Genomic DNA, 24,105 nt, shown 5'->3' with positions numbered 1-24,105 from the left:
AGGCCTATGAAAATATCAGTAGAATTGACCTTAACACCTTTGCAGGATGATTTTGAACCTGCAATTATTCATTTCATCAAAAAGCTAAGAGCATCAAACTTAAAAGTTTTAGAAAACCCTTTGAGCACTCAAGTTTATGGCGATTATGACGAGGTGATGCAAACATTAACTTCAGAAATAAAGGAAGCTTTTGAGTTGATTGATAAAGGCTTGTTATACATGAAAATCGTAAAATCCGATAGGTACGATTATGAGCCCCATTTTTGAGTTTTTCTTCGGTCAATATTCGGGATATTCAACGGCTCATATTGTTCTAGAAATAGTAGCTGTGTTTTTTGGATTTTTATCCGTTTGGTATTCCAAACAGAACAAAGTATTAGTGTTTCCAACGGGCATCATTAGTACCGTCATTTTTGTTTACCTGCTTTTTCAATGGGAATTCCTTGGCGACATGATGATTAACGGATACTATTTTATAATGAGCGTTTACGGCTGGTACGTTTGGACTAGAAAAGTCGATGACACTCACGTAACTCCCATTACCATAACGACTTCAAAAGAAAAACTGGCAAGTGTTTTTATTTTTTTTGCCACACTGATGTTTGTTTTTATAGTTTACAGGGCATTTGATAAATGGACGAGTTGGGTAGCGTATGTTGATACTCTTACCACCGCTATTTTTTTCGTAGGGATGTGGTTAATGGCAAGACGAAAAATAGAAAATTGGATATTTTGGATTGTTGGAGATTTAATATCTGTCCCTTTATATTTTTATAAAGGATTTACGTTTACAAGCTTTCAATATCTAGGGTTCACATTTATAGCTATATTTGGCTATCTGGCATGGAAAAAAATCTTAAGCAACAATCTTCAGACTGCATAAAAGTAGTTTTGTTCGGTCCTGAATCCACAGGAAAAACAACATTGTCACGTCAATTGGCCAGACATTATAATACAGTTTGGGTGCCCGAGTATGCCCGGGAATATCTTCAAAACAAATGGAATAATGAACGAAAAACCTGCGAGCCCAAGGATTTGTTGCCCATCGCCATAGGTCAAATAAAATTGGAAAACGAGCTTTCCCAGAAGACGGACACGGTTTTAATTTGCGATACAGATTTGCTGGAAACTAAAGTGTATTCAGAGGCTTATTACCTTGGTAGTTGCGATCCCTTTCTTGAAAAATACGCCATTGAAAACACATACGATTTGTATTTTTTAACCTATATTGATACCCCATGGGAAGCTGATGATTTGCGAGACAAACCTAACCATAGAGCTGAAATGTTCGAAGCTTTCAAAGCTGAATTGCTTAAGCAAAAAAGACCTTTTGTGTTGCTAAAAGGTGATAAAAAAGAAAGGTTAAAAACAGCTATTAGCCATATTGACAAACTCTTAAAATCAAAACAAGATGTTCTCGGATAAAGACATTCAACAGATTCAGAATAAAGGAATAACGATTGACCAAGTTAATGCCCAAATATCAAGATTAAAGGACGGGATGTCTTTTTCCGATTTGGTTTCGGCCGCCAGAATTGATAAAGGTATTGAACGCTATGATGCGGATGGAACTGAGGAAATGATAGCTCTTTATGAAGCAATGCAACAGGAACTTTCCATTGTTAAATTCGTTCCGGCTTCAGGTGCTGCTACTCGGATGTTTAAGTTTCTGTTTCAGTTTTTGAATACTTTTGATCCGACCAAAACTACGCTAAAAAATTATATCGAATCTAGCAACGATGGATTGATAGCCACGTTTTCAAAGAATTTGGAAAATTTTCCTTTTTACAAAGAGGTTGTAGGCCAGATTAAAAACACCTATCCCAAATTTGATGAGTTTTCAAAAGGCGAACAACTTGTTCTGTTTGTAAGGACAATGTTGGACGAAAATGGATTGAACTACAGTTTTCTGCCCAAAGGATTGTTGCCCTTTCATAGATATAGCGATAAAACAGTCACTGCATTTCAAGAACACCTTTTTGAATCTACACTTTACGCTTCTTCAAAAGGAAAGGCCAATTTACATTTTACTGTTTCGGAAAAACATCATCCTTTTTTTGCTAAGGAACTCGATGAGATAAAGCCATCCTTAGAAAGCAAAACGAGCGCAAAATTTAATGTATCCTATTCTTATCAAAATGAAGCTACGGAAACAGTAGCTTTGACATTGAAAGATCTAGTTTTTAGAAATGAAGATGGGTCTATTTTGTTCAGACCAGCTGGGCACGGTGCGCTTTTGGAAAACTTAAATGTGTTGGACTACGATTTGATTTTTATTAAGAATATTGACAACATTGTTGTAGCCGACAAAAATATAGAGGTGTCCAACTATAAAAAATTATTAGCAGGTGTATTGCTGGAAGCCCAGCGGAAAGTGTTTTCATTCTTAAGGCAATTGGATGAAGGCGGTTTAACGGAAGCGGATTATAAATTAATGGCCGTATTCCTAAGGTACCGATTGAATACGATCATTCCAGTAGATTTTGATGTTTATGACCCAGAGAAGAAAATGGCATATTTAAGGGAGCGATTTAATCGACCAATGCGCGTATGTGGTATGGTAAAAAATCAAGGAGAACCAGGAGGAGGTCCCTTTTGGGTAAAGGACAAACATGGGAAAATATCATTGCAGATTGTAGAATTTGCACAGATTAATTTTGGCAAACAGAACCAACAAGAAATAGTGTACAAAGCCACTCACTTCAACCCAACAGATTTGGTTTGTGGTGTAAGGGATTATAAGGGCAATAAGTACGATTTATCCAAATACGTAGATCCAGAAGCGGCGTTTATCACAACAAAAACCCAAAATGGGGTGGATATTCAAGCTTTGGAACTGCCCGGGCTTTGGAACGGTAGTATGGCCTACTGGAATTCAATTTTTGTGGAAGTGCCTGTTGAAACGTTTAATCCAGTAAAAACTGTGAACGATCTATTGAAACCCGTCCACCAAGTATCCTGATGTTTGATGATGAGGATTTGATAAAGGAATTGAGCTTTAAGGGCATCAAAAGTTCTGGGAGCGGAGGCCAGCATATCAATAAAACAGCTTCAAAAGTAGAGCTGACATTTAATTTGTTAGAATCATTAGTACTCAACACCGAGGAAAAGGAATTACTGCAAGAAAGGCTTCAATCTAAACTAACCAAAGACGGTGTGCTAATTTTGCAATGTGGCGAATCGAGAAGCCAACATAGAAATAAAGAAATTGTTATACACCGATTTCTGGAATTAATTCGGATCAATTTAGAGAAAGAAAAAGAGCGAGTCCCAACGAAAATTCCTAAATCTGTCGTTAGAAAGCGTCTCAAGAATAAACAAAAGCAGTCCGAAAAGAAGGCAAACCGCAAAAGGCCTGATTTGGATTGATTCTGCTACAATTCATTAGGCTTTCATGGTAATTATCCAATTGCGGTTTTTCTGGTATCTATAAAAAATCATAATTCTTCACTTTAAATTCAAAAATAGGATTTATCTTTGCAGCGTTCTCAAAAAGGGGTGCTGAAGGATTGTCGATTGGCAATATTCGATTGATGATTTAAATCTGAAATCGTAATTCGTAAATCTAAAATCTGAACGGCTGAGATCATACCCATTGAACCTAGAACAGGTAATGCTGTTTAGGAAGCGAATGTTAAGAAAATGTCCGGTGGACATTTTTAGTTTGTGCAAAAAAATGCTTTAGCATTTTTCAATGCCAATATAACGTTCAAAAAATCATTTATTAACAACAAAGAATAATTACCTCTTTTTATTCGATTATAACTTATAATCGACATGAAAAATTTATTTCTTTTTTTAGCGCTTTTTGTGCTATCAGTCAACATTTATTCACAACAATTTACGATTTCAGGAACTGTCTTTGACGAAAAGGGGAGTCCTTTAGGAGGTGCAACGGTTGGAATCAAAGGAGATAATAATGCAGTCACAGATTTTTATGGGAAGTATAATTTAAAGGAAAGTGATGGTACTCGGGAGGTTGTTGCATCTTATATTGGTTTTGAGCAACAAATGAAAGTTGTTGAAGTCCAAAGAGATACCGTAATCAATTTTTACTTGATTAGAAAAACAGAAACTTTGGACGAAGTTTTGGTAAATGCAGTCCGCGTTGATGCAGACTCACCAATCACCCATTCCAACGTTTCCAAGGAAGAGTTGGCAAAACGAAACTTAGGGCAGGACATTCCCATTTTGTTAAACTTTTTGCCATCAGTAGTGACTACCAGTGATGCTGGTGCGGGTATTGGATACACAGGTATTAGGGTTCGGGGTACAGACGCCACTCGTGTAAACGTAACTATCAATGGAATTCCTTATAACGATCCAGAAAGTCAAGGTACGTTTTGGGTCAACCTGGGAGACTTTGCTTCGTCGACTGAGAGTTTACAGTTGCAACGAGGTGTGGGGACATCAACCAACGGTTCTGGGGCATTCGGAGCGAGTTTAAACTTATTGACGGATGCATTTTCAGAAGAGGCCAACGCCGAAATTTCAAATAGTTTCGGGAGCTTCAATACAAGAAAGCATACAGTAAAACTGGGCACGGGATTAATCAAGGATCACTTTGAAATATCGGGCCGATTTTCAAAAATTGACTCCGACGGTTATGTCGATAGGGCATTTACAGACTTAAAATCCTATTTTCTTCAAGGGATTTATAAAGACGACAATACCTTGATTAAGGTCTTGACTTTCGGAAATGCCGAGCAGACGTATCAATCCTGGTTTGGTTTAACGGCGGACCAATTGAGGGAAAATCGTCGGCAAAACCCATATACTTATGAAAACGAAACGGACAACTATTGGCAGGACCACTATCAGTTCCATTGGAACCAACGTTTTAATAATCATTGGTCAACTAACCTAGGTCTAAACTATACAAAAGGTAAGGGTTATTTTGAACAGTATAAACCAGGTGAATCCGCATCGGATTTTGCAAATTTAATCGAAGAGGGCTCCGATGTTATAGTAAGACGATGGTTGGACAACGATTTTCATGTTTTAAATGCCAACGTAACTTATCAGAATTCTGGAATCGAGGTTGTTTCTGGGCTTTCCGTTAGTAGTTATACTGGCGACCACTATGGTGAAGTGATTTGGGGAAGTGCCTTAACTGCCGGTACCAATATTAGAGATAGATATTATCAAGGGGATGCCACCAAAAATGACTTTAGTGTTTTTTCAAAGGCAACATTTAATCTCGGAGAAAGACTTACGGGTTATATTGATTTACAGGGGCGTTTTGTAAGATATAAAACCAACGGCTTAAATTCTGACAGGGCTTCATTTATAACAGATGCTACATTTAACTTCTTTAACCCAAAAGTAGGATTGACCTATAAAAGTAGTGACAGAAACAGCTTTTACGCCTCTTATGCAAGAGCGAATAGGGAACCAAATAGGGACGACTTTGAATCCGGGGTCACAGAGAATGAAACATTGAACGATATAGAATTAGGATGGCGTTTTGCAAGTCCTAAAGTAGCTGTTAATACCAATTTGTATTATATGTTTTATGAAAATCAATTGGTGTTGACCGGTGAATTGGATGATGTGGGAAGCCCACTAAGAGCTACCAGTGGAAAAAGTTATAGATTGGGTCTGGAAGTAGATGCAAATATTCAGATTGCCAGTTTCCTTAGTACGTCAACCAACGTAGCCCTTAGTCGCAACAAAAACAGGGATTTTACCACTTCTGTTAATGGTGAATTGGTAAACCTTGGAGATACCAACATTTCATTTTCACCTGAAGTAGTCATCGGCAATGCAATTAATTTCTTCCCTGCCAAGGGACTTCAATTGTCTCTGTTGAGCAAATATGTTGGTGAACAATTTATGGGAAATACGGATAATCCTGAATCTATTTTGGAAAGCTATTTCGTCAACGATTTCAATATTAATTATGAAATTAAACCTAAAAAGTTGCTTAAGTCCATTGTCTTTTCAGGATTGGTAAACAATATCTTCAACAAGAAATATGTGTCCAATGGCTATTTTGGTTCGTTTGATTTTGAAGATAATACAAGCCCAACGGGGACAACTACGGGCTATTTTGCAGGCTATTATCCTCAGGCCACTACAAACTTTTTGGTTGGGGCTACCTTAAAATTTTAAAGGTTTACATTAGGGATTGTAAAGCGTAGCTAGTAATACTCTGGCTGCGCTTTATTAATTGAAAATTAGTAATGTGTTGCCGTTTTGCTCAACACGATAACGCCTTAGTGCACAACGGGGAGCAGTTTCACTAGAATTAGCATTTTCAATAGGCAAACCTGTTAAAAGGCTGAATTCATTTTTGTCCTCGCAATTACATTTTCCAATGACGCCCTCAATGGTTAGTACTGAACATGTGTCAAAAGGGTGATTGGGGTCGGCCGCATCAAAAGCCGCCAATCCACTAGTTGTATTGATTAGGACAACGCCACCGTTTCCAATATTGGGGATATATGCCGTTTCACTAACAAACTGAAGTTGGGGATAAAAACTAAGATTAACGGATTCGTTCACACCGATGTTTAGCAAAAACTGACAGTTTTCGTTTTCCACAGAATTTCTACTACAATTGGTTATAAACAGGAAACAAACAAGGGCAAAAGAGATTCTCATAAATTCTTGAAAATTAGAGCGCAATTTACAATAAAAAGCAAATCGACTTAAATATTTTGTATATTTGCTATACAATCTCGTGAAAGCGGGATTTTTTTATATGCTGAACTTGTTTCAGCATCTTTTTATTATGTAAACGATGAAGTTATGAGTAAAGTATCTTATTACACTGCCGAAGGATTAAAAAAATTAAGAGACGAATTAAATCAATTAAAGGATATTGAGCGCCCAAAGGCGTCTCAAGCAATAGCGGAAGCTCGCGATAAAGGAGATTTAAGTGAAAATGCCGAATATGATGCGGCTAAAGAAGCCCAAGGTTTATTGGAAATGAAAATTTCTAAGCTTGAGGAAACTTTGGCTAACGCCCGCTTAATTGATGAGTCGCAATTGGATACTTCAAAGGTGCTAGTACTTTCAAAAGTGAAGATAAAGAACCAAACCAACGGTATGGAAATGACCTATACACTGGTAGCCGAAAGTGAGGCAGATTTGGCTTCAGGAAAAATTTCCGTAAACTCTCCAATCGGAAAAGGGTTGTTAGGCAAATCCGTTGGTGAAGTAGCTGAAATACAAGTGCCAAACGGAGTAATGAAATTTGATATTATCGAGATTTCAAGATAAATTTTAAAAATGGCTTCAATTTTTACTAAAATAGTCAACGGTGAAATTCCCTGTTATCGAATAGCGGAAACCGATGGATTTTTGGCCTTTTTAGATGTGAATCCCAATCAGGTGGGGCATACACTTTGCATCCCTAAAAAAGAGGTAGATAAGCTATTTGATTTGGATGAAGCTACTTATAGTGGCTTAATGGCATTTTCCAGAAAAGTAGCCATGGCCATTGAAAAAGCCATTCCTTGCGAACGCGTTGGAGTCAGTGTTATTGGGTTGGAAGTGCCCCATGCCCATGTGCATTTAATCCCATTGCAGTCCATGGACGATGCGCGCTTTATCAAAAAGGTAAAAATGGAAACCGAGGATTTTCAGGAAACAGCCAAAGCCATTAGTGCACATATTCAGCTTTAGTCCATTTGTAGGCTTAGCAAAACGGTTACCGCAAAAAGCATTACAATTGCAGTAATCGCTATAATCCAAAACAATTTTTTGTAATATTTTGAACCCGGCCTTGGCGTAAAGGCCTTTTGTTGGTAGTCAAAAACGCGCTCGATGTCTGCCGTCCATCGTTCAGGGTAAATCTGGCTTTCGCATCTATCACAATGGATTTCTGTATTGATGTCTTTGGTTACGGATTTGTAGAATGAACTCTCAACAAATTTCTGTTTAAACGTCAAGTGCAACCCGTCCTTGCTAAAACATTCCGGGCAATTGTTTTTTAAAACTACCTTTTTTATGGGTATCCATTTTTCGGTCTTCATTATACGGCACGCTTTAGTCTGATTTGTATCGTGGCACCTTTACCTACGTTGGATTGCAATACTTTTATCTTACCATTATGAAAATCTTCGATAATGCGTCTCGTTAAGGACAGTCCCAAACCCCAACCACGTTTTCTGGTGGTAAAGCCGGGTTCAAATATTTTATCGAAGTTTTTCTTCGGAATCCCTTTTCCGGTATCGGACACATTTATAGATACGATATTTTCCTGGTTAAGGATTTCAATAGTCAATTTGCCCTTGCCTTTCATGGCGTCAATACCATTTTTAACAAGGTTTTCTATCGCCCAGCTATAAAGTTGTTTGTTCACTTTTACGAAGATTTCCTCCATGGGAGCAATGATTTCAAAATCCACCAAATTCGATGCTCTTCGTTTTAAATAATCATAAGAAGCAACCGTTTCTTTAACAATATCTGCTTTTTCAAGTTTGGGCAATGAGCCTATTTTACTGAATCGCTCGGTAATAATTTGAAGCCTGTCAATGTCCTTTTCAATTTCAGAAATATAATCTGGGTTGACATTTTCAGTTTTTAGGAGTTCCGTCCATCCAATTAAAGACGAAAGGGGTGTTCCAATCTGATGGGCGGTTTCCTTTGCCATGCCCGACCACAACTTGTTTTGAGTGGCCACTTTATTGCTTTTGTAAAAGAAGAATACCACACTGGCAAAAAGAAAAATAATAAGCAAAAGTGCCAGCGGATAGTATTTTAATTTATTCAAAAGCGGTGAATTTCCGTAATAAATGGTAGACCAATGTTTGTTTTGGTACTTGATTTCGATAGGTTTATTTTCCGATTCAAACTGCTCGATTAGTTTTTGAACATAAAGCGAATCCTTTATTTTTTTCTCGTCAATATTGTTGAAGCTGCTTAAAGAACCATCCTTGTTGACAACGAGCATTGGAGTGGTGGTGTTGCTACCCAATACTTTTAAAGTGAGGTTTAAATTGGTATTCGTATTTACATCAGAATTGACAAACTCGGTCTGAGCGAACGACCAATTTTCCATCTTTACCCGTTCTTCTTCCTTAAAATTTTGAAAAAACACATAGGTGTTCCACAAAATGAGAGAAACAATAATAAAGGAAACCACAATCATTATCCACCTGATAGTGTTTTTATGGGTCGTGAAAATCATGCAATGGTTAATTATACGGGTAATATAGCTAAAATGATATAAAATGGCATAGAAGATTTCAAAATAAAAAATCAAAGTTTTAGGCAAAAATTTGAGGCATAGCTCTAGCTACGGCAATAATTTTTAACGAAGAAATTTGGATTTTTAATCAAAAGATTCATGTTATTTTATATCAATTTAGCTATATAATGCAAATCTGTTAATATTATTGCCCAACTTGTTAGTAAATCGGTTTTTAGTTGAGTGGCAGAATAGTTACATTTGTTCAAATCAAAAAAATAAATGGCGTCATTCAGTCCGAAAGTACTATCAGTCAGTAAATTACACGGATATTTGTTGAGTACGGTAGCGCCTCGGCCTATTGCCTTTGCCAGTACTTTGGATGCTGACGGCAACCCGAATTTATCGCCTTTTAGCTTTTTTAATGTGTTTAGTGCCAATCCGCCGATTATGATTTTTTCGCCGGCGCGAAGGGTTCGGGACAACAGCACAAAGCACACGTTGCACAATATTGAAACCACTAAGGAAGTGGTCATTAACGTGGTGAATTTTGATTTGGTGCATCAGGCGTCTTTGGCTAGCGCGGAGTATCCTGAGGGGGTTAATGAGTTTGAAAAGGCCGGTTTGCATATGTTGCCTTCGGATGAGGTGAAACCATTTCGAGTGGCAGAATCACCTGTGCAATTTGAATGTAAGGTGAACGAGATTGTGAAATTGGGAAATGAGGGAGGTGCCGGAAATCTAGTGATTTGTGAGGTGGTGAAGTTTCATATTGATGATGAAATTTTAGATGAAAACGGAGCTGTGGACCAGCAAAAACTGGATTTGGTGGCAAGGGCAGGAGGTAGTTTTTATAGCAGAGCCAATAAAGGATTTTTTGAAATACCAAAGCCTTTGTCCTCTTTAGGGATTGGGGTAGACAGTTTCCCGACACATGTGAAGGACAGTATGATTTTAACAGGAAATAATTTGGGTATGTTGGCCAATGTGGAGGCTTTGCCCACTCAGGCTGAAGTGGATGCCTTTATTAATGATTTAAGCGAACGCTACCCAGGTATTAAGGATAAAACCCATCGCGAGAAGCATAAATTGGCGAGAAATTATTTGAGCTTTGGGGACGTACAGAGTGCATGGAAAATCCTTTTGTCCTAAGCCGTAAAATTGAATGATAAACAATAAAAACAGATAATAAATTATAGATTAAATGGAAGTTCAAGGAAGAATTAAAATGATTGGAGACACTCAAACTTTTGGGAGTAACGGATTTAGAAAAAGAGAGGTGGTCGTGACTACCGAAGAGCAATATCCACAGCATATTTTGGTGGAGTTTGTGCAAGATAAAACCGATTTATTGAACAACTATCAAGTTGGACAACAAGTAAAAATTAATATCAATTTACGTGGAAGGGAGTGGGTAAATCCGCAAGGCGAAACTAAATATTTCAACTCCGTGCAAGGTTGGAGAATTGAAGCGTTACAGCCGGTTGCTTCAGGAGAGAACATGCCTCCAGTACCACCGGCCGATGCATTTGAACCCGCTGGCGATCTTAGCGAAGACGATCACGACGATTTGCCGTTTTAGGCTTTAAATTATGCTGACTCCTCCCCTTTTGAAGGGAAGGTGGCTTTTGATTTTTTTAAAATCAAAAGCCGGAAGGGTTAGAGAATTCAAACCTCAATGTTTCAAAACACATTGAGGTTTCTTATTTTTATAGAAAAATTGCGTTTATCTTCAATCTGAGAAGGAAAAAGTAATAGTAAAATGAAGTTTCTGTCTGAAAAACTTTGGTTCCCTGAGGTGACCGAGGCTACCGAAGATGGTATTTTGGCCATCGGTGGCGACTTATCGGTAGCACGGCTTTTGTTGGCATACCGTTCCGGAATTTTTCCATGGTTTGAAACCGATGAGCCTATTTTATGGTGGAGTCCCGATCCTCGTTTCGTGTTATTTCCCGAAAAGCTCAAAGTTTCAAAAAGCATGAGACAGGTGCTTCGTAATAAAGATTTTGAAGTTACGGTCAATACTGCATTTAATGAAGTGATTACGGAATGCGCCATTGCGAAAAGAAGCGGACAAACCGGTACATGGATTACTCGAAACATGATAAAAGCCTACACGGAGTTGCACCATTTGGGCTACGCAAAATCCGTTGAGGTTTGGAATAATGACCAACTTATTGGAGGCCTGTACGGTATCGATTTGGGTAACGGTATTTTTACGGGCGAAAGTATGTTTGCCAAAGAAAGCAATGCCAGTAAGGTGGGTTTCATTTCCTTTATACAAAACTCAGAATACAAACTTGTGGATTGTCAGGTATTTACTAATCACCTAGCTAGTTTAGGTGCTGAGGAAATGTCAAGAGATGAGTTTTTAAAATATATAAAGGGATGATGATTTAACTGAAGACAAGAATTTTAAATCTTCAAGACCGCCCCTGTCAATACAAACAAATTATGTTTCGCTACGAGATTAAGTGCTTCCCACCGATGCTCCAACCCCAACTGTAATTTTAAGGCTTCGTTCATTTGCCAACCGATCTGACTTGAAACCCTAATATCGGTTTCTGGATTATCGGGTTTACTTAAACTTAACAGCCCTTCTATTGCGCTAACCAAATAGGTTTCGCCAATATCCAATTTTTCACCATTCAAAGGAAAATCAACCGCAAAGCGATAGCGTTGTCTAAAGATAGTTTTGGTATCCAAAATACGTTGTTCCGCCCTTATCCGGTGCCCGTAACGCACGCCCAAGGTTTGTTTGGTGTAGTTGTATTGTTGTGTAAGGCGTGTCTCGTCGCTGCCTGTATCAAACCAATCCCGGTTTCGGTAATAAATACCGAAACTCAATTTATGATAATAATCCAATTTGAAAGTTGAAAAGTGATACGCATCTACCTGCTGTTGTAGATATTGAAAACCATCGTCATTATATAGCACATAACGACTTCTAAAAGCAAAATTCACACTATAAATTTTAGATACGCTATGATTAAGCGAAATAGCAGATTCACCTAAAGAAGAAAAGTTGCTCTGCGCTTCCGTATAAAAGCACAAAAAACACAACCCAAAAACATATAGGCTTTTAATATAGTGCATGCTCGTATGAAGATGAGGTTACTTTTCTGGATTTTTCAAAAACCCCGTATCTGTCAAAGGTAAGTTCGCGCAACTCATGCTTTTTTGGTGTTTTTACTTCTGCAATAATTTCAAAATGCGTGTGTTTATTAAAGGGGTTTTCCAAAACGTGACGGATAAATTGCCTGTCGGTTTTATTAGTTGTATTTACGTATTGTTTTTGAACTTTAACAATAGTAAACCGTTTGTAATTGGCATTGAAATAGTCGGATATTGTGTTAAATATTTTTTTAGGAATATGCCTTTTTTTAATGACAATTTCAATATCTTCCAGCTTTCCTAGGGTATCAAATTCAGCACTATAATGCTCCTTTTTATACTTAAACTTTACCTCAAAGCTCTTTTTATCACCATCGGTTTCTTTGTAGTACTTTAAGTATTTCACTTCATGCGAAATAATATTAAAATAGCCTTGCGCAATTTCGGGGAATTCAGAGGCAGGAATACGCTCCTCCTTTTCATTTTTGGATTGCGAAAATGAAACGCAAAAGCTCATAAAGAGCACTAAGACACTAAACTTCTTCATATCGAAAACAATTCACTTCATGATCATTGACCATGCCTGTAGCCTGCATATGGGCATACACCACTGTAGTGCCCACAAATTTAAACCCCCGCTTTTTTAAATCTTTGCTTATTGTGTCGCTTAAAGGTGTGTTGGCCGGGGCATTTCGCCAATCACTAAGGGTGTTTTTAATCGGTTTTCCATCTATAAACCCCCAGATATATTTGCTGAAACTTCCAAATTCTTCTTGCACTTTTATAAACGCGTGTGCATTGGTAACAGTAGCGTTCACCTTTAATTTATTGCGGATGATACCGGCATCCTCAAGCAATGCGTCGATTTTATCCTGTCCATAATTGGCAATTTTTTTATAATCGAAATTATCAAAAGCCTTGCGGAAATTTTCGCGTTTGCGCAACACGGTAATCCAGCTTAAACCCGCTTGAAAGGTTTCCAAAATTAAAAACTCAAACAGGGTTTCATCATCATAAACAGGCACGCCCCATTCCTCGTCATGATAGGCCTCGTAAAGCGTGTCGCCTTCGCACCAACCGCATCTGTGCTTGGAATTCATAGAATTTGTAAGTTTTTATGTTGAAGTATGACAAAAGTCATCTTAAAAGGATGTGCAAGATACTAAATTTGTAACTTCATGTAAAAGAATTCGTTATGGATGCCATTATTAAATCTGCCATAAATAAAAGTATTTCCTATCCCGCCTATCGGGAGCTAGTGAAGCAGTTTGCTTTGGAACAGGCCACTACCGGAAATGAACAGACGCAAGCTCATGTGAATTTTACTAAGCTTAATGAAAGGCGCATGAAACGCTGGGATAAAACCCTAAAAGTTTCGGAATCTGCAAAAAAACGATTGGAAGAATTTGACGGTAAAATCACTTGGTTGGTCATTACCGAAAGTTGGTGTGGCGATGCCGCCCACGTACTGCCCGCTTTGAATAAAATAGCCGAAATAACCCCGAATATCAACTATCGTGTCGTGCTTAGGGACGATAATCCCAAGTTAATGGATGCCTATTTAACCAACGGCAACAGGGCTATTCCCAAAGTGATAATAATTGATGATACCACAGGCGAAGTAATTGCTACTTACGGGCCGAGACCTAGTGAGGCCGCCAGTTACGTTAAACGGTTTAAAGCTATGAATGGCCAGTTGACGCCCGAATTTAAAGAAGATTTGCAACATTGGTACAACTCTAACAAAGGCAAAAACGTCATTGAGGATGTGACCGAAATCTTATGCAGGTTGCAACCTAGTGTTTGCCAATAAAATTAAAGGTAATCGAACCTATTTGCTCGTCTTTTGAAGCATCCTTGCTGAATTTGGCGTTTTCAGCATATTGGAGAGCATGCTCTACTAGGCATTCGTTTGACGATGTGGAAGACGTATTGACATAAGCATCGATAACATCCCCGTTTGAATTCACCGTAATGTTTACGACGATTTTACCGCCATTTTCACAAAGATAGACTGGTGTGGGTAGGTAATAATGCTTACGATTTACTAAAGAATAAGACATCGTACTTCGGGTATTTGCACCATCGTTTTGCTGTTTTTTCAGGAGGTCATTCACTTTACTAAACGAATTGATATCTTCATTTTTCAGTTTTGCAGGGTTGGTGCTTTTGTGCTTTGATTTATAGCTGTCGATAAAACCCTTGTGGTCTGAATGGTTTACCTGGGGTTCATAATCCTCAGGTGGGGCAATAGGCTTAAATGCCTGTGCAAAGTGCTTATTTTGTTGGGTTTCGTTATAGGCTTGATTGGTTTCGGCTTTGGCGTTATTTTGATTTCCTAGTGCCTCCAAAACCTTAATTTCCTCTTCTGTAAGTTCGGGCTCGGGCTCAATTTCGTAATAACTTTCCGCGATTCTTTCCTTTTGTTTGATGAGGCTAAAATTGAATACAGAAAGAACCACCGTACCCATAATGAGCAAGGTCAACAACAAGGCTTTATGTTGATTCGATAAGTTCAAACTGAGGCGTTTTTAAACTAATTTATATTGAAATATACGTAAAAAATTAGATTTTAGCCTTTTAGACTATCAATGAAGCCATCAATAGAAATGGCATTTTCAACAGAGAAGTCGCCAATTTTTGTACGTCGTAATGCGGAAAGATGGGAGCCCGAATTTAATGCTTTACCAAAATCATTGGCCAAAGAACGGATGTAGGTGCCTTTGGAACAGACCACCCTAAAATCTACATTTTGTCCCATTATATTTGTGATTTCAAATTCTGAAATAGACACCGTTCTTGGCTTAATTTCCACATCTTCCCCTGCCCTTGCGAATTCGTATAACCGCTTGCCATCCTTTTTTATTGCTGAAAATACGGGAGGAAACTGTTGAATTTCACCAATAAACTGCTGGGTGGTTTTATAAATAAGTTCTTCGGAAATATGGTCAATTGGAAAAGTGTTATTAATTTCAGTTTCCAAATCAAAAGACGGTGTAGTGCTTCCCAGAATAATTGTGCCTGTGTACTCCTTAATTTGTCCCTGATAGATATTGATTTCTTTGGTTTTTTTTCCTGCGCAAACCACTAGTAATCCAGTGGCTAGAGGGTCTAAAGTCCCGGCATGACCCACTTTTATTTTTTTGATATTGAAAGCTTGCCGGATTTCCCAGCGCAGTTTGTTTACCACTTGAAAGGAAGTCCAATGCAAAGGCTTATCAATTAAAAGGACTTGTCCAGAAAGAAAATCTTCGGCAGTCATTAGTTGTTTGTTAAAGCTACCACAATTGCAATAATCCCAACAATAACACAGTAAATCGCAAAATAGGATAGTTTACTTTTTTTGACTAAGGCAATCATCCAAGTACAGGCAAACAATCCTGCAACAAACGCCGCAACAAAACCAATGGAAAGTGCCATAAAATTTTGACTTTCGGTTGAAATATCACCACTTAAGATATCTTTGGCGATTTTCCCGAAAATTAGTGGTACTACCATCAAAAATGAAAACCGGGCGGCCTTGGTTTTATCATTTCCTAATAACACCGATGTAGAAATCGTTGCTCCCGAACGCGAAATTCCGGGAAGCATTGCCACAGCCTGGGAAATCCCGATAACAAAAGCATTGCTAAAACTTACTTTTTTGCTGGTGTCTTTTGCTTTATCCGCTAAAAATAAAAGCAATGCGGTAACAATCAGCATACATCCAACAAGTAGGATATTGCCTCCAAAAAGCGCCTCCAATTGCTCTTCGAAAAATAGGCCGACGACAACAGCAGGTATCATGGAAACTACAATTTTTGCCAAAAACTGCATGTCCTCGTTCCATTCAAATTTGAGGATGCCTTTGACAATATTCCAAATATCCTTTCTGAAAACAACAATAGTGCTCAAAGCAGTAGCAAAGTGTAAAACTACGGTAAACATAAGGCTTTCTTCAGGAACGGAATGGTCTCCCAAGATAGCCTTGCCTAATTCTAAATGCCCACTGGAAGAGACTGGTAAGAACTCCGTTAACCCTTGAATAATGCCCAATAAAATAGCGTCAATTATATCCACGGCGCAAAAGTATTAAAATACTCGAACAAAAGGCTTTTTAGGATATAAACTTTAAATCAAGGAATTGTATTTTAGATGTATGAAAATTGTGATTGCACCGGATAAATTCAAAAACTCCTTAACGGGAATGGACTTTTGCGAGGCTGTTGAAACTGCACTCAAACAGTTTGATTCGAATATTGAAATATTGAAATTACCCTTGGCGGATGGTGGTGATGGCACTATTGAAGTGGTTAATTATTACCTGAAAGGGGAAACCATTCAATTAACAGTAAACAATCCCTTTTTTGAACCTGCAAAGGCGTCCTATTTATATGCCGAAAGTTCCAAAAAAGCATTCATCGAAATGGCGGAAGCCTCTGGTGTAAAGTTGTTGCAACCAGAACAATTTGATTGTAAAAACGCAACCACCTTAGGTACTGGAGAACTCATTTTGGATGCCATTAAGAGAGGTGCTGAAACTATTATTCTTGGTATAGGTGGAAGCGCTACCAATGATTGTGGTATAGGTATGGCTACTGCTTTAGGATATCGATTTTTAGATGATAATGAAGATGAAGTAAAACCTATAGGAGCCAATTTATCTCAAATTAAATCTATAGATGAGTCCCAAGTGCATCCGAGGCTGAAAGCAGTTGATTTTCAAATAGCTTGCGACGTCACCAATCCTTTGTATGGCAAAAATGGGGCAGCTTATGGTTACGGGGCTCAAAAGGGAGCCTCGGTTCAGGATATAAAATTGCTGGACAAAGGCTTGTTTGATTTTTCAAAAGTGCTGGAAGCTACTTTTAATGTTAAAGTGCAATCGGTAAAAGGAGCCGGAGCAGCAGGGGGGATGGGCATTGGTTCAAAATTGTTTTTAAATGGCCATTTGGCGCAGGGCATAAATCTCATTAAGGATTTGGCTGATTTTGATTATAAAATTAAAGGTGCAGATTGGATTATTACAGGTGAAGGGAAGTTAGATGCTCAAACCCTTTCTGGCAAGACAATTAAAGGTGTTCTGGAATCGGCCAAGGCAATGCAGATTAAAGTGGCCGCTTTTTGTGGCGCCACCGATTTTGAAGGAAAGTCACCAGAGGAATTGGGAATTCAATATGCCGATGCCGTTATGAATTATACAACTAATCTTGAAGATGCCATGAAAAATAGTCATCAATATCTCAAAGAAATTACCAAGAAATTTGCCCACGAAGTTTTAAAGTAAGTATTTTGAAAAAAATTGTAATATGAAACTCTATCCGCTAAAGTTTGAACCAAAATATAGTTACCGGATTTGGGGAGGTGAGAAATTGAAAACCGTTTTAAATAAAAACTATACTCAAGACAGTATTGGAGAGTCATGGGAGATTTCGGATGTTGAGGGCAATGAGACTTTAGTAAACGAAGGTATTTTGCAAGGAAAGTCGCTGAAAGACCTGATTGGTCAGTATAAAAGTGATTTTGTCGGGAATACCGTTTATCAGGCGTTTGGTGATAATTTCCCGCTTTTGATCAAGTTTATAGATGCTAAAACCCCGTTGTCCATTCAGGTGCATCCCAGTAATGAGCTGGCAAAAGAACGCCATAATTCCTTTGGTAAAAATGAAATGTGGTATGTGATGCAGGCAGAGGAAGATGCGGAATTGATAGTTGGTTTTAATCAAAATGTTGAAAAGGAAAGCTATCAATCACACCTTAATGATGGGAGTTTGATGGATATTTTAAATGTTGAAAAAGTCCATCAAGGTGACACATTTTATATCCCCACGGGAAGGGTGCATGCCATTGGTGCAGGAGTTTTGCTTGCAGAAATTCAACAAACTTCCAATGTGACCTATCGCATTTATGATTATGATAGAGTGGATAAAAAGACGGGTAAAAAAAGAGAATTACATACTGAACTGGCCTTAGATGCCATCGATTTTAAAAGTCATCCTAATTATCGTACTGCATATTCTTTAGATGAGGCCAACATTTCGAACAAATTGGTACATTCGCCATATTTCAAGACCAACATTATTCATGTTACTAAAGACATAAATAAAGACTACTCGCAAATTGATAGCTTTGTGATTTACATGTGTGTTGAAGGGAGTTTGACTGTGGAATCAGGAAATGAAACTTACCCAATTAAAACAGGTGAAACCTTGCTTATTCCTGCTTGTATTGAGCAGATAAAACTAACAGGGGAGAGCGCCAAAATTTTGGAAATTTATTTATAAGATAGATTTGACCTATTCTTTATCCGGATTCAATAAAATCGCATAAATCTGAATACCAAAACCAATAAGTACAAGAGTTGGTGCCAAACGGATACGTCGCCATGAAAAGATTTCAGGATTAAAAACGTTGGGGTCGTCACTGCCACCACCGGCCATCAAGATAAAACCAAGGGCAATAAAGCCCAGCCCGATAAACATCCATTTATAGTTTTTCTTCCCAAAAACAAATGTGGGCTTTGAGGCTTCTTTACGTTTTTTTTCTCCCATGTTGAATTAATAAAGTGCGAATGTGCGCAAAATAAACGATTTATTTAGAATAAAGGTGTTAACACTATTGTAAACTCTAAAATCAGTTTAAGTTTTTCAATCTTCCACAAAGATTAATATTAGCTTTCCATACTGTTCCATGGAATCGTTTGCATCAATTTGATACGTGTATTTACCTTTTTTTAAAGGGGTTTCCCCGACATAATCAATGGGTTGAATTGTATAAGTAGCTCCGTCAATCTCTAATTCTACGAAGCCATATCGGTACGCAAGATCAAATGTTTTGTAAGTGGAGGTTTTGCCAGCTTCCAGATCCTCAAAGTTGGTAGAGTTCACAGTAATGTTTTTATAGTCAAACTGACTTACGTTTGACAGACGAATTTCAACCGCTTCTTCTGGCATATCATCATTAGCACAATGGGTAAACAAAAGGATAAACAAAAAAAGGGGTGTTATAAATTTTAGGGACATCATAAGCAATAGTTTAATCTATAGATGCAATTTATATAAAAAAGTTGCTTAGGAAAACTTAATAATACAACTCATCCGTCTTCAAATTCAAGAAATGTTATCTTTTTTGTTTCAAAATGCCCAAAAGTTTTTGAGGGTCTTGGCGATTGTCCCAAAAGGCAGTTATGATTATTTCCTTTTCAGTTGTTTTATAGTATATGCTGAAGTTTCCCAAGGAAGCTACCCTAACGTCTTTAAAATTAGTTGGCTTGTAGATTAATGGTCTTTCTGCAATTTGTTTGGTCCTCTCGGATACCAATTTTACAAGTTTTTTGGAATACGTATTGGATTTATTCCGTTTGACCCAATATTCTAAAATACCAACAAACTGAAGATCGGCAGTTCTTGTCCAAATTACATTGCGTTTAGCCATTCAAGATTTCTTTTATCCATTGCATCCTGAGAAATTAGCTTTCCATTTTTGATATCCTGTTCGCTCATTTCAAGCATCGCTTTTTGCTCAGGTGTCAGTTCTACAATTTCGGATTCCGATGCACTAGAAGAAATCAGTTGGTCCAGCGCTTCCAAAAAAGCTTTGTTTTTTATGGATAATAATTTGTCAATCAATTTGTTTCTGATGTTATCAACCGTTGCCATTTTTATCAATTTTATATTAAATATCGGGAATATCGACGGGTTTTCCTAATATGTTATTTAGTAATACAACTCATCCGTTTTCAAATTCAAGAAACGCTGTGTGGCAAAGTGAGTGCTAATCCAGGTAATAACAATACCCAATCCAAAAATGACAACAAAAAGTAGCACCATTAAAACAGGATTGGATAGCAGTTCCAATTCGGGGAAGGTTTTATTCAAATAATATAAAACAATTGCCATGCCCGCCATGGCCAAAATGGCACCAACAATGCCCAGACGGATACTTTTCCAAACGAACGGGCGACGTATAAAACGCTTGGTGGCCCCTACCATTTGCATGGTTTTGATGGTGAAACGTTTGGAATACACCGCCAATCGCAACGAACTATTGATGAGTAAAACCGCAATTAAAGTGAAAAGCCCACTAATCACCAACACCCAAAAACTGATTTTTTTAACGTTGTCGTTCATCAAATTGACCAAATCATTGTCGTAGGTGACTTCCTCGACAAATTTCTTATTAAGGGCTTCCGCTGAAATTTTTTCCAAATGTTCCGAGGTGACAAAATCTGCTTTCAAATGCACATCGATAGAGTTTTGCAATGGGTTGTATCCCACAAAATCCATAAAATCCTCGCCAGTTTCGGTTTTCATAAATTCGGCCGCCTGCTCTTTTGAAACGTACTCCGTCGATTTCACATATTCGGCCATGGCCAAACTTTTTTCAAGTTGCTTGCGCTCCACTTCTTTGGCTGTGTCCTTTAAATAGATGGTAACAACAACTTGCTCCTTAAAATGGTCGGAAACCTTTTTTGCATTCAACACCAGCATCCCCAATAAACCCAATAAAAACAGCACCAAAGCGATACTGACCACCACAGAAATATATGAAGAAACCAATCGGCGTTTTTGATGCTTTTCAAACGATGAACTCATAGGGGAACTGGATTAATGGCGTAAAAATAGCAAAGTATTCTCATTAGCTGTTCTTTACAACGTTTAAACTTTTAACATTGTTATAATAAGTTTAAATTTGCGCGATTAATGCTCTCGCTAAGGCGCAGAGGCGCAAAGAAATTATATTTTTAAAGGTTGATTCTTTGCGACTTCGCGACTTTGCGCGAAAAAAAGAGTTTATGAAATACAATTTCAACGAGATTGAAAAAAAGTGGCAAGACTATTGGGCGAAACACCAAACGTTTAAAGCCGAAAATAATAGTGAAAAACCAAAGTTTTATGTGTTGGATATGTTCCCCTATCCAAGTGGTGCGGGGTTACACGTTGGGCATCCGTTAGGTTATATTGCGTCTGATATTTATGCGCGATACAAACGTCACCAAGGGTTTAATGTGTTGCACCCTCAGGGCTATGACAGTTTTGGACTGCCTGCGGAACAATATGCCATCCAAACTGGGCAACATCCAGCTATTACCACTGCAGAAAATATTAAAACCTATCGCCGTCAATTGGATCAAATTGGATTTTCATTTGATTGGTCGCGTGAGGTGCGTACGTCCGACCCAAAATATTACAAATGGACGCAATGGATTTTCATTCAATTGTTCAATTCATGGTACAATAATGACAGTGATAAAGCTGAAGATATTTCAGAATTGATCAAAATTTTTGAAACTGAAGGAAATACAACTGTTAACGCCGTTTGTGATGATGATGTAAAAGCGTTTTCTGCTGAGGATTGGAACAGTTTTTCTTTGGAAAAACAACAAGAAATTCTATTGCAGTACAGATTGACCTATTTAGCCGAAACCGAAGTGAATTGGTGTCCCGCTTTGGGAACGGTTTTAGCCAATGATGAAATTGTCAACGGTGTTTCAGAACGTGGCGGTCATCCAGTTATCCGTAAAAAAATGACCCAATGGAGTATGCGCATTTCTGCTTATGCAGAGCGTTTGCTTCAAGGTTTGGATACTATTGATTGGACGGATTCTTTAAAGGAAAGTCAGCGCAATTGGATTGGAAAGTCTGTGGGTGCTTCTGTTTCTTTCCAAGTATTGCCGAATGTCACCCTGAGCGCAGTCGAAGGGTCTCACACCATAGAAGTTTTTACAACCCGTCCCGACACCATTTTCGGTGTAAGTTTTATGACATTGGCACCAGAACATGATTTAGTACCAAAAATCACAACTCCAGAGCAAAAAGCTGAGGTGGAGGCTTACATAGAAGCAACCGCAAAACGTAGCGAACGCGATAGAATGGCGGATGTGAAAACCATCACGGGTGCGTTTACAGGAGCTTATGCAGAGCACCCATTTACAAAAGAACCTATCCCAATTTGGATTGGGGATTATGTGTTGGCAGGTTATGGTACAGGAGCAGTAATGTCCGTGCCATGTGGGGATCAGCGTGATTATGATTTTGCAAAACATTTTAATATTCCAATTCCTAACATTTTTGAAGGGGTGGATATTTCTGAGGAAGCTTTTGCGGATAAAGAAAAAACCATCATTGCCAATAGTGATTTCATCAATGGCATGAATTACAAAAAAGCGGCCAAACGCGTGATTTACGAATTGGAGCAAATCGGACAAGGCGAAGGCAAAACCAATTACCGTTTGCGCGATGCAGTATTTAGTCGCCAACGGTATTGGGGAGAGCCATTTCCTGTGTATTATGTGAATGGCTTGCCACAAATGATTGCTACCGAACATTTGCCTATTGAACTGCCAGAAGTTGAAAAATATCTGCCAACAGAAACCGGCGAACCACCACTTGGAAATGCAAAAGTTTGGGCTTGGGACACTCAAAAAAATGAAGTGGTGTCCAACGATTTAATTGATGATAAAACGGTATTTCCTCTAGAGCTGAATACCATGCCCGGTTGGGCGGGAAGCTCACAGTACTTTAATCGGTATATGGATCCCAATAACGATGAGGCCATCTTTTCAAAAGAGGCTATCGATTATTGGCAACAGGTAGATTTGTATATCGGAGGCTCCGAACATGCTACGGGGCATTTGCTCTATTCCCGTTTTTGGCAAAAGTTTATGTTTGATAAAGGGTATGTCAATCACGATGAATATGCCAAAAAGCTGATTAACCAAGGCATGATTTTGGGGACTAGTGCTTTTGTTTATAGAGTGTTTTCAATTCCTTTATTAGGCAAAAAGACTTTTGAAGGAGAAGAAAAAGATACAACAAAAGGTATTTTTACATCAAATGTCTATGTTTCAAAAAGTATAGCCGAACGTATAGATAATGATACTCTTTCTATCGAAAATCAAGAATTGTATTCAAAGATTATAGAAATGGTAAGAGAAGAGTCAAAATTAGCTAGTAATAGTTTAGGTATTAATTTTGGGACACCAGATAAAATTGAAGTTCTTGAGATACATACTGATGTGTCTTTTGTAAATGCTTCAGATGAATTAGATATTGAAGCTTTTAAAAATTGGCGCCCAGATTTTAATGATGCCGTTTTTATAGGAGAGAGTGGAGAAGTCCTCCCTCATGGGGAGGATTTAGGAGGGACTTTTAAAGTTCATCGAGACGTTGAAAAAATGTCCAAATCCAAATACAACGTTGTTAATCCGGATGATATTGTTGCAGACTATGGCGCAGACAGTTTACGTCTTTACGAAATGTTTTTGGGGCCTTTAGAGCAATACAAACCTTGGAATACAGCGGGTATTACTGGTGTGCATTCTTTCCTTAAAAAACTATGGAAATTATACCACCAAGGAGAAAACGGCAGTTTTTACGTCACTGTCACCCCTCCTTCGGAGGGAAAAGGGGAGGCTTTTAAAACGCTCCATAAAACCATTAAAAAGGTTCAGGAAGATATCGAGAACTTCTCGTTCAATACATCAGTTTCAACTTTTATGATTGCTACCAATGAGTTAACCGCTCAAAAGTGTACGTCAAAAGCCATTTTAGAACCTTTATTGGTATTGATTTCACCTTACGCACCGCATATTGCTGAAGAATTATGGAGTCAGTTAGGAAATAGCGGTTCAATTTCAACAGCGCCATTTCCAGAATTCGATGAAAGTCATTTGGTAGAAAGCAGTAAAAACTACCCGATTTCATTCAACGGAAAAATGCGTTTTACGATGGAATTGCCTTTGGATTTAAGTAAAGACGAGATTGAAAAAGCAGTTCTAGAAAACGAAAAAACCCAAGACCAATTGCAAGGTAGAACACCTAAAAAAGTAATTGTAGTGCCTGGGAAAATAGTAAATATTGTCGGTTAAATGA

The 24,105-nt window shown here is 38.1% G+C and carries 29 protein-coding genes; 15 read left to right on the top strand and 14 right to left on the bottom strand.

Annotation, left to right across the window (positions count from 1 at the left end):
• Positions 1–6: 6 nt before the first annotated feature.
• The 6 genes from H7U19_RS07385 (at position 7) to H7U19_RS07360 (ending at position 6,114) form a co-directional block, all read left to right on the top strand.
• The gene (locus H7U19_RS07385) at positions 7–267 is read left to right on the top strand and encodes a thiamine-binding protein (RefSeq protein ID WP_186560786.1); all 261 of its coding nucleotides are present in this window, start codon (positions 7–9) and stop codon (positions 265–267) included.
• Positions 251–883: a nicotinamide riboside transporter PnuC gene (gene pnuC / locus H7U19_RS07380; protein WP_186560777.1), complete on the top strand. Its 633-nt coding sequence runs from the start codon at positions 251–253 to the stop codon at positions 881–883. The genes H7U19_RS07385 and pnuC overlap by 17 nt, the downstream gene beginning before the upstream one ends.
• The gene (locus H7U19_RS07375; RefSeq protein WP_186560775.1) at positions 844–1,425 is read left to right on the top strand and encodes an AAA family ATPase; all 582 of its coding nucleotides are present in this window, start codon (positions 844–846) and stop codon (positions 1,423–1,425) included. Before pnuC ends, H7U19_RS07375 begins: the two co-directional genes overlap by 40 nt.
• Positions 1,412–2,962, top strand: a complete 1,551-nt coding sequence (locus tag H7U19_RS07370) for a DUF4301 family protein (RefSeq protein ID WP_186560773.1) — start codon at positions 1,412–1,414, stop codon at positions 2,960–2,962. The genes H7U19_RS07375 and H7U19_RS07370 overlap by 14 nt, the downstream gene beginning before the upstream one ends.
• Complete coding sequence (gene arfB, locus H7U19_RS07365; RefSeq protein ID WP_186560771.1) at positions 2,962–3,369, top strand: alternative ribosome rescue aminoacyl-tRNA hydrolase ArfB; 408 nt, start codon at positions 2,962–2,964, stop codon at positions 3,367–3,369. Before H7U19_RS07370 ends, arfB begins: the two co-directional genes overlap by 1 nt.
• A gap of 408 nt (positions 3,370–3,777) precedes the next feature.
• Complete coding sequence (locus H7U19_RS07360) at positions 3,778–6,114, top strand: TonB-dependent receptor (protein WP_186560769.1); 2,337 nt, start codon at positions 3,778–3,780, stop codon at positions 6,112–6,114.
• A gap of 54 nt (positions 6,115–6,168) precedes the next feature.
• On the opposite strand, the gene H7U19_RS07355 is transcribed toward H7U19_RS07360, so the two are convergent.
• A complete protein-coding gene (locus tag H7U19_RS07355) occupies positions 6,169–6,606 on the bottom strand; it encodes a hypothetical protein (RefSeq protein WP_186560767.1) in 438 nt (145 codons plus the stop codon).
• 147 nt (positions 6,607–6,753) lie between these two features.
• On the opposite strand from H7U19_RS07355, the gene greA reads away from it, so the two are divergent.
• Both greA and H7U19_RS07345 read left to right on the top strand, forming a co-directional pair.
• Positions 6,754–7,227: a transcription elongation factor GreA gene (gene greA, locus H7U19_RS07350; protein ID WP_186560765.1), complete on the top strand. Its 474-nt coding sequence runs from the start codon at positions 6,754–6,756 to the stop codon at positions 7,225–7,227.
• A 9-nt stretch (positions 7,228–7,236) separates the two neighbouring features.
• Positions 7,237–7,632: an HIT family protein gene (locus H7U19_RS07345; RefSeq protein WP_186560763.1), complete on the top strand. Its 396-nt coding sequence runs from the start codon at positions 7,237–7,239 to the stop codon at positions 7,630–7,632.
• On the opposite strand, the gene H7U19_RS07340 is transcribed toward H7U19_RS07345, so the two are convergent.
• Positions 7,629–7,982, bottom strand: a complete 354-nt coding sequence (locus H7U19_RS07340; RefSeq protein ID WP_186560761.1) for a hypothetical protein — start codon at positions 7,980–7,982, stop codon at positions 7,629–7,631. The genes H7U19_RS07345 and H7U19_RS07340 overlap by 4 nt on opposite strands.
• Positions 7,982–9,139, bottom strand: coding sequence for a sensor histidine kinase (locus tag H7U19_RS07335; RefSeq protein WP_186560759.1), 1,158 nt, complete (start codon positions 9,137–9,139; stop codon positions 7,982–7,984). Before H7U19_RS07335 ends, H7U19_RS07340 begins: the two co-directional genes overlap by 1 nt.
• A gap of 282 nt (positions 9,140–9,421) precedes the next feature.
• Between H7U19_RS07335 and H7U19_RS07330 the strand changes: the two genes are divergently transcribed.
• The 3 genes from H7U19_RS07330 (at position 9,422) to aat (ending at position 11,531) form a co-directional block, all read left to right on the top strand.
• Complete coding sequence (locus H7U19_RS07330; protein WP_186560757.1) at positions 9,422–10,291, top strand: flavin reductase family protein; 870 nt, start codon at positions 9,422–9,424, stop codon at positions 10,289–10,291.
• Between the two features lie 52 nt (positions 10,292–10,343).
• Positions 10,344–10,721 (top strand): DUF3127 domain-containing protein, encoded by a 378-nt coding sequence (locus H7U19_RS07325; protein ID WP_186560755.1) that lies wholly within the window; start codon positions 10,344–10,346, stop codon positions 10,719–10,721.
• Positions 10,722–10,901: 180 nt separating this feature from the next.
• Positions 10,902–11,531, top strand: coding sequence for a leucyl/phenylalanyl-tRNA--protein transferase (gene aat / locus H7U19_RS07320; protein WP_186560753.1), 630 nt, complete (start codon positions 10,902–10,904; stop codon positions 11,529–11,531).
• A 23-nt stretch (positions 11,532–11,554) separates the two neighbouring features.
• Here aat and H7U19_RS07315 read toward each other — a convergent pair whose 3' ends face one another.
• The 3 genes from H7U19_RS07315 to H7U19_RS07305 are packed head-to-tail and all read right to left on the bottom strand — an operon-like array spanning position 11,555 to position 13,353.
• On the bottom strand, positions 11,555–12,235 hold the full coding sequence (locus tag H7U19_RS07315) for a DUF2490 domain-containing protein (RefSeq protein ID WP_246454685.1): 681 nt from the start codon (positions 12,233–12,235) through the stop codon (positions 11,555–11,557).
• Positions 12,222–12,800: a hypothetical protein gene (locus tag H7U19_RS07310; RefSeq protein WP_186560750.1), complete on the bottom strand. Its 579-nt coding sequence runs from the start codon at positions 12,798–12,800 to the stop codon at positions 12,222–12,224. Before H7U19_RS07310 ends, H7U19_RS07315 begins: the two co-directional genes overlap by 14 nt.
• The gene (locus tag H7U19_RS07305) at positions 12,787–13,353 is read right to left on the bottom strand and encodes a DNA-3-methyladenine glycosylase I (protein WP_186560748.1); all 567 of its coding nucleotides are present in this window, start codon (positions 13,351–13,353) and stop codon (positions 12,787–12,789) included. The genes H7U19_RS07310 and H7U19_RS07305 overlap by 14 nt, the downstream gene beginning before the upstream one ends.
• 95 nt (positions 13,354–13,448) lie before the next feature.
• On the opposite strand from H7U19_RS07305, the gene H7U19_RS07300 reads away from it, so the two are divergent.
• Positions 13,449–14,066 (top strand): thioredoxin family protein, encoded by a 618-nt coding sequence (locus H7U19_RS07300; RefSeq protein WP_186560746.1) that lies wholly within the window; start codon positions 13,449–13,451, stop codon positions 14,064–14,066.
• Here the strand turns inward: H7U19_RS07300 and H7U19_RS07295 are convergent.
• The 3 genes from H7U19_RS07295 to H7U19_RS07285 are packed head-to-tail and all read right to left on the bottom strand — an operon-like array spanning position 14,050 to position 16,312.
• Complete coding sequence (locus H7U19_RS07295; protein ID WP_246454683.1) at positions 14,050–14,772, bottom strand: energy transducer TonB; 723 nt, start codon at positions 14,770–14,772, stop codon at positions 14,050–14,052. The genes H7U19_RS07300 and H7U19_RS07295 overlap by 17 nt on opposite strands.
• A gap of 53 nt (positions 14,773–14,825) precedes the next feature.
• Positions 14,826–15,515 (bottom strand): tRNA pseudouridine(55) synthase TruB, encoded by a 690-nt coding sequence (gene truB, locus H7U19_RS07290; RefSeq protein WP_186560744.1) that lies wholly within the window; start codon positions 15,513–15,515, stop codon positions 14,826–14,828.
• Positions 15,515–16,312: an undecaprenyl-diphosphate phosphatase gene (locus H7U19_RS07285; protein ID WP_186560742.1), complete on the bottom strand. Its 798-nt coding sequence runs from the start codon at positions 16,310–16,312 to the stop codon at positions 15,515–15,517. The genes truB and H7U19_RS07285 overlap by 1 nt, the downstream gene beginning before the upstream one ends.
• A 79-nt stretch (positions 16,313–16,391) precedes the next feature.
• Between H7U19_RS07285 and H7U19_RS07280 the strand changes: the two genes are divergently transcribed.
• Together H7U19_RS07280 and H7U19_RS07275 are read left to right on the top strand one after the other, a co-directional pair.
• Positions 16,392–17,519, top strand: a complete 1,128-nt coding sequence (locus H7U19_RS07280; protein WP_186560740.1) for a glycerate kinase — start codon at positions 16,392–16,394, stop codon at positions 17,517–17,519.
• A gap of 22 nt (positions 17,520–17,541) precedes the next feature.
• Entirely contained in the window at positions 17,542–18,516 is a 975-nt protein-coding gene (locus tag H7U19_RS07275) for a type I phosphomannose isomerase catalytic subunit (RefSeq protein ID WP_186560738.1), read from the top strand.
• Positions 18,517–18,528: 12 nt separating this feature from the next.
• On the opposite strand, the gene H7U19_RS07270 is transcribed toward H7U19_RS07275, so the two are convergent.
• From H7U19_RS07270 to H7U19_RS07250, 5 genes are all read right to left on the bottom strand, one after another.
• Complete coding sequence (locus H7U19_RS07270) at positions 18,529–18,783, bottom strand: DUF3098 domain-containing protein (protein WP_186560736.1); 255 nt, start codon at positions 18,781–18,783, stop codon at positions 18,529–18,531.
• A 96-nt stretch (positions 18,784–18,879) separates the two neighbouring features.
• Positions 18,880–19,257 carry a hypothetical protein gene (locus tag H7U19_RS07265; RefSeq protein WP_186560734.1) on the bottom strand — a complete coding sequence of 126 codons (378 nt, stop codon included), beginning with the start codon at positions 19,255–19,257 and terminating at the stop codon, positions 18,880–18,882.
• Positions 19,258–19,351: 94 nt separating this feature from the next.
• A complete protein-coding gene (locus H7U19_RS07260) occupies positions 19,352–19,666 on the bottom strand; it encodes a type II toxin-antitoxin system RelE/ParE family toxin (protein WP_186560733.1) in 315 nt (104 codons plus the stop codon).
• Positions 19,648–19,890, bottom strand: a complete 243-nt coding sequence (locus tag H7U19_RS07255) for a hypothetical protein (RefSeq protein WP_186560731.1) — start codon at positions 19,888–19,890, stop codon at positions 19,648–19,650. Before H7U19_RS07255 ends, H7U19_RS07260 begins: the two co-directional genes overlap by 19 nt.
• 57 nt (positions 19,891–19,947) lie before the next feature.
• Positions 19,948–20,826: a cell division protein FtsX gene (locus tag H7U19_RS07250; RefSeq protein WP_186560729.1), complete on the bottom strand. Its 879-nt coding sequence runs from the start codon at positions 20,824–20,826 to the stop codon at positions 19,948–19,950.
• A gap of 200 nt (positions 20,827–21,026) precedes the next feature.
• On the opposite strand from H7U19_RS07250, the gene H7U19_RS07245 reads away from it, so the two are divergent.
• Positions 21,027–24,101 (top strand): leucine--tRNA ligase, encoded by a 3,075-nt coding sequence (locus H7U19_RS07245; RefSeq protein WP_186560727.1) that lies wholly within the window; start codon positions 21,027–21,029, stop codon positions 24,099–24,101.
• Positions 24,102–24,105 lie beyond the last annotated feature (4 nt).

Origin of the sequence: Hyunsoonleella aquatilis (assembly GCF_014270105.1) — a bacterium.
In the GTDB taxonomy this organism is placed as follows: Bacteria; Bacteroidota; Bacteroidia; order Flavobacteriales; family Flavobacteriaceae; genus Jejuia; species Jejuia aquatilis.
Note: the sequence above shows the minus strand (reverse complement) of the source record. Positions and strands in the feature narration are given on the sequence as shown.

Excerpts from the sequence above, each read along its gene's own strand:
- H7U19_RS07375 (WP_186560775.1), top strand. The coding sequence starts at position 844 with ATGGAAAAAAATCTTAAGCAACAATCTTCAGACTGCATAAAAGTAGTT.
- H7U19_RS07335 (WP_186560759.1), bottom strand. The coding sequence starts at position 9,139 with ATGATTTTCACGACCCATAAAAACACTATCAGGTGGATAATGATTGTG.
- H7U19_RS07245 (WP_186560727.1), top strand. The coding sequence starts at position 21,027 with ATGAAATACAATTTCAACGAGATTGAAAAAAAGTGGCAAGACTATTGG.
- H7U19_RS07275 (WP_186560738.1), top strand. The coding sequence starts at position 17,542 with ATGAAACTCTATCCGCTAAAGTTTGAACCAAAATATAGTTACCGGATT.
- H7U19_RS07260 (WP_186560733.1), bottom strand. The coding sequence starts at position 19,666 with ATGGCTAAACGCAATGTAATTTGGACAAGAACTGCCGATCTTCAGTTT.
- H7U19_RS07300 (WP_186560746.1), top strand. The coding sequence starts at position 13,449 with ATGGATGCCATTATTAAATCTGCCATAAATAAAAGTATTTCCTATCCC.
- H7U19_RS07305 (WP_186560748.1), bottom strand. The coding sequence starts at position 13,353 with ATGAATTCCAAGCACAGATGCGGTTGGTGCGAAGGCGACACGCTTTAC.
- H7U19_RS07345 (WP_186560763.1), top strand. The coding sequence starts at position 7,237 with ATGGCTTCAATTTTTACTAAAATAGTCAACGGTGAAATTCCCTGTTAT.
- arfB (WP_186560771.1), top strand. The coding sequence starts at position 2,962 with ATGTTTGATGATGAGGATTTGATAAAGGAATTGAGCTTTAAGGGCATC.
- H7U19_RS07360 (WP_186560769.1), top strand. The coding sequence starts at position 3,778 with ATGAAAAATTTATTTCTTTTTTTAGCGCTTTTTGTGCTATCAGTCAAC.
- H7U19_RS07325 (WP_186560755.1), top strand. The coding sequence starts at position 10,344 with ATGGAAGTTCAAGGAAGAATTAAAATGATTGGAGACACTCAAACTTTT.
- greA (WP_186560765.1), top strand. The coding sequence starts at position 6,754 with ATGAGTAAAGTATCTTATTACACTGCCGAAGGATTAAAAAAATTAAGA.
- H7U19_RS07370 (WP_186560773.1), top strand. The coding sequence starts at position 1,412 with ATGTTCTCGGATAAAGACATTCAACAGATTCAGAATAAAGGAATAACG.
- H7U19_RS07355 (WP_186560767.1), bottom strand. The coding sequence starts at position 6,606 with ATGAGAATCTCTTTTGCCCTTGTTTGTTTCCTGTTTATAACCAATTGT.
- H7U19_RS07315 (WP_246454685.1), bottom strand. The coding sequence starts at position 12,235 with ATGCACTATATTAAAAGCCTATATGTTTTTGGGTTGTGTTTTTTGTGC.
- H7U19_RS07270 (WP_186560736.1), bottom strand. The coding sequence starts at position 18,783 with ATGGGAGAAAAAAAACGTAAAGAAGCCTCAAAGCCCACATTTGTTTTT.
- H7U19_RS07280 (WP_186560740.1), top strand. The coding sequence starts at position 16,392 with ATGAAAATTGTGATTGCACCGGATAAATTCAAAAACTCCTTAACGGGA.
- H7U19_RS07385 (WP_186560786.1), top strand. The coding sequence starts at position 7 with ATGAAAATATCAGTAGAATTGACCTTAACACCTTTGCAGGATGATTTT.
- H7U19_RS07340 (WP_186560761.1), bottom strand. The coding sequence starts at position 7,982 with ATGAAGACCGAAAAATGGATACCCATAAAAAAGGTAGTTTTAAAAAAC.
- H7U19_RS07265 (WP_186560734.1), bottom strand. The coding sequence starts at position 19,257 with ATGATGTCCCTAAAATTTATAACACCCCTTTTTTTGTTTATCCTTTTG.
- H7U19_RS07250 (WP_186560729.1), bottom strand. The coding sequence starts at position 20,826 with ATGAGTTCATCGTTTGAAAAGCATCAAAAACGCCGATTGGTTTCTTCA.
- H7U19_RS07310 (WP_186560750.1), bottom strand. The coding sequence starts at position 12,800 with ATGAAGAAGTTTAGTGTCTTAGTGCTCTTTATGAGCTTTTGCGTTTCA.
- H7U19_RS07255 (WP_186560731.1), bottom strand. The coding sequence starts at position 19,890 with ATGGCAACGGTTGATAACATCAGAAACAAATTGATTGACAAATTATTA.
- aat (WP_186560753.1), top strand. The coding sequence starts at position 10,902 with ATGAAGTTTCTGTCTGAAAAACTTTGGTTCCCTGAGGTGACCGAGGCT.
- H7U19_RS07330 (WP_186560757.1), top strand. The coding sequence starts at position 9,422 with ATGGCGTCATTCAGTCCGAAAGTACTATCAGTCAGTAAATTACACGGA.
- pnuC (WP_186560777.1), top strand. The coding sequence starts at position 251 with ATGAGCCCCATTTTTGAGTTTTTCTTCGGTCAATATTCGGGATATTCA.
- truB (WP_186560744.1), bottom strand. The coding sequence starts at position 15,515 with ATGACTGCCGAAGATTTTCTTTCTGGACAAGTCCTTTTAATTGATAAG.